Here is a 3,458-nt window from a genome sequence, read left to right on the forward strand (position 1 = left end):
TTCGGGCTATGACGCGGGCAAGAAGGTCAAGGGCCGCAAGCGCCATATCGTGACTGATACCTGCGGCTTCCTGATCTTTCTCCTCGTTCATGCCGCCGACATCCAGGACCGTGATGGGGCCGTTGATGTTCTGGCGGCAATACGCAGGCGCTTTCCCTGGCTGCGCCACATCTTCGCTGATGGCGGCTATGCTGGCGACAAATTGCGATCCGCGCTCGCCTCCATGGGAAAATGGACGATCGAAATCATCAGGCGGTCCGATACGGCGAAGGGCTTTCAGATCCTGCCGCGCCGCTGGGTGGTTGAACGGACATTCGCCTGGCTGGGACGGTGCAGGCGGCTCGCCAAAGATTGGGAAAAGTCCATTGCTTCCTCAACCGCATGGACATTGATCGCCTCGATCCGCATGCTCACACGACGGACAGCAAGGCATTGTCAAGCTTGAAAAACTTTCGGATCGGGCTCTTACTGCTAAAATTCATCAACCCATCTTTGAGATGATTAATGGCGCTTTGTAGCGCAGATAATTCAGTGGTGGCCATCTGGCACCGAAAACTTTAGATGATCTAAGTTTAGTCCTGAAAGGCTCGACAATATATCTCCCCATACGTTAAATCTACACTTATTTGCTTCCATTGATTTTGTTGTATTCTCTATAGAAGAAAGAAAATCAGAGTTATTATCGCATGCAAATTTAAATTTATTTTCTATATCGGTTTCTTTTCCAGCAAGTCTCTCCCTTAATTCTGGAAAAGAAAAGTAGTATAGCATTATATCAAATATAGCTCTATTTTTACGGGATTCAAAATTGTTCCCATTCCATTTCCTTAAGTAATGTTTTTTTGTGAAAATATTTTCTGTAAAAGAAAATGCATTTTCCATCTCTATACATTGATCATTTATTTCTATTTCTCTATTTCCCCACTCAAGGTTTAATTTTCTGGTTGTTTCATCCAAGAAAAATTTTAGATTTCCGTTGTAAGTTCTTATGAAATTTCGATATGCAAGAAATCTTAATAGAATTTCTGCATCACGCATTCTGAAATCAGGAGCCTTCAGATTCAGTGCTTTTCTGATACCGGGTGAATCACCAGAGGTATCATTGATGAATGTTGAGAATGGACCAGGATGGAGAGCCTGCCTAAGCTCCTGAGGAGAAAGCTGAACACTGCCTGTATTTATCCTCAAAAAAACTTCATAAAGATAGGATTCATTTTGCCAGTTTCTAATAACAATTGTTCTTATACTTGAATTCTCAAAGGCTGATCGAAAATCATCAAGGTTAGGATCTGACATTAGGTCATTGTACGTTTTGCCATTCAATTGTTTTAATTCAGATAATCCCTTGAGTTGTAGAGGTGTAAACCCCCCAGCTGAACTTGAAGAACCAAAACGCCTGATTGCTAAGAGACGTTGTTTCCCATCGATAACAATGAATGAGCCTTTTTTTCCGTGGGCTTCAGCAAGAATTAACTGTGGGATAGGCAAGCCAAGTATCAGAGATTCTATGAAAAGGCTTTGCTTTTTATCTGTCCATGCTGACCGCCTTTGAAAAGAGGGATCTAGGTCAATATTATTTCTATTAAGCTGAGATATAACTGTTTCTGCAGTCCAGTCGGTAGACCAAAGAACAGCTCCATTGGCCCAGTTGTCAATTTTTTCTAAGTCTTCAAGAGAATCTTCTATCTGTTCATCATTGAATACTTCGTCATTTGACATGATCTTTTCCTAAAACTTTCCGACTGTTTGGTATCGAGACTGCACTTATTTTTGAAGCATTAAACTTGCCCCTAAAATCTTTAACCGGCAAGACCAAACAGCAGTGGTCCCTGATTTTCAGACAAGTGACTATGTGCATCCCAATTAGGCTATAGTCATATTGGGACAGAGCAAAGCTATGCAAGAATAAGGGCTATATGTCGGTTTTTGTCGGGAAGCCTGAATGGGACAGACTTCCAGCCATTTCTATTGAAGCTGTCAAAACGGATCTTGTGCAGCGAGGCCCTTTTATGACGGCGGGTCTGGTAGTGCCGGTTCTTCCCCGAAGGGCCGATTGAGGATCGTGAGCACGTCTTCAGCGGCATAGATCCGGTTGCGGGCATAGCCGGTACGTTCGGTCAAAATCCCGACCTGGCAGAGTTGGGCGAGGGCCGTCTGGGCAGCCGGGGGCGTGATGTCCAGCAGATGGCCAAGGCGGCTGGCTGTCAGGACGGGATAATCGGTCAGCAGGTCCAGCGCGCGCAGCGCAGTCGAGCCCTTGCGGAAAGCCCGGCGCTGCTGCCATGTGGCCTTCAGGGCCTGGGTTGCCTGCCGGGTGACCTGCACTTCGGTAACGGTCCGGATGATGGCGTCTGACAGGAACCCGATCAGGGGCGGCCAGTCGAGCCGCTGCTGGGCCCGTTTGAGCGCCGCGTAATAGTCCTGTCTGTGGGCCTCGATATACGGGGAAAGATAGAGGGGGATCTGGCCGTCAGCGGCCATCATCAGCGGAAGCAGCAGGCGGCCAACCCGTCCATTGCCATCGCTGAACGGATGCACGGCCTCGAAATGGGCATGGGCGATGGCCAGCCGGGTGATGAGGGACTGGGTCATCTGCTGCATCCCGTCAGCCCGCATGTAGTCCAGGGTGGCCTCCAGACAGGCTGCCACCTGGTCGGGCGGGGGCGGGTTATAGGTCGAATAGGCGATATGCCCTGTCCCGCCGATCCAGACCACGTTCCGGCGCAGGGTGCCCGGTGTCCCGCGATAGGCCGGGTCATGCTGCATGACAGCCTGATGGAGCGCCAGCACGGTGGGCAGGCGGAAGAGGGCCGGGCCTTCGCTAGAGGCCTGTGGCAGGAACTGTTCCAAGGTTCGCGCATAGTCGCGGACCTGCCGGGTGGCATGGGAAGCGTCCTGGTCGTCTTCATCGACCACCAGCAGCTCATTGAGGGTGCTGTGGGTGCCTTCCAGGGCGGAACTGCTCAGGGCTTCCTGACGGCTCAGGACGCGGCTGATCAGGTAAGGATCAGGCAGGGTGCGGGCGAGGGCGGCGATTTCACCCAGGGCGGACAGGGCCTGCCCATGGCGGGCGGCGGCATCGCCCAGCATAACGCCCGCTTCAGGCGGCGGCGGGGGCACGACCCCGTAATGCTGGGCATAGGGGGCGGGTAGCCGCTGCAGACATTCCCGGATCCCGCCGGCCAGATCCTCACGCTTCATCCTGCCCAACCTTTTCCAGAGACCGGATTTTCCTAGCATGATTAAGTTTTTTGTTAAAATCTTAATCATGTTTGCCAGGAGTGGGCTCTTGCGCAAGGTTCTGCCACGTTGTGCGTGCGGCCACAGGTGACGTGGATGAAAATCCCTCCAGGCCTAATCCTGTCCGGTAATATGGATTATCGGACAGATTGTTAATGCCCTTTTTCCCGACGTCAAAGCGCAGTACTCCGACGCCTCAAAGCGGACGTAGCTACAAG

2 protein-coding genes and 1 pseudogene are annotated in these 3,458 nt (G+C 51.0%); 1 reads left to right on the top strand and 2 read right to left on the bottom strand.

Annotation, left to right across the window (positions count from 1 at the left end; translation table 11 throughout):
* Nucleotides 1-445 (top strand): annotated as a pseudogene (locus tag CFR80_RS17325) (IS5-like element ISGdi1 family transposase); the annotation flags it as partial.
* Between the two features lie 83 nt (nt 446-528).
* Here the strand turns inward: CFR80_RS17325 and CFR80_RS17330 are convergent.
* Nucleotides 529-1,719, bottom strand: a complete 1,191-nt coding sequence (locus CFR80_RS17330) for a DUF262 domain-containing protein (protein ID WP_110507794.1) — start codon at nt 1,717-1,719, stop codon at nt 529-531.
* 288 nt (nt 1,720-2,007) lie between these two features.
* Complete coding sequence (locus CFR80_RS17335) at nt 2,008-3,201, bottom strand: Fic family protein (RefSeq protein WP_110507795.1); 1,194 nt, start codon at nt 3,199-3,201, stop codon at nt 2,008-2,010.
* Between the last annotated feature and the right edge of the window lie 257 nt (nt 3,202-3,458).

The organism is Komagataeibacter oboediens (assembly GCF_003207815.1).
Taxonomy (GTDB): Bacteria; Pseudomonadota; Alphaproteobacteria; order Acetobacterales; family Acetobacteraceae; genus Komagataeibacter; species Komagataeibacter oboediens.

What these genes read in the sequence shown, in the direction of transcription:
- CFR80_RS17330 (WP_110507794.1), bottom strand. Translation starts at nt 1,719, where the DNA reads ATGTCAAATGACGAAGTATTCAATGATGAACAGATAGAAGATTCTCTT.
- CFR80_RS17335 (WP_110507795.1), bottom strand. Translation starts at nt 3,201, where the DNA reads ATGAAGCGTGAGGATCTGGCCGGCGGGATCCGGGAATGTCTGCAGCGG.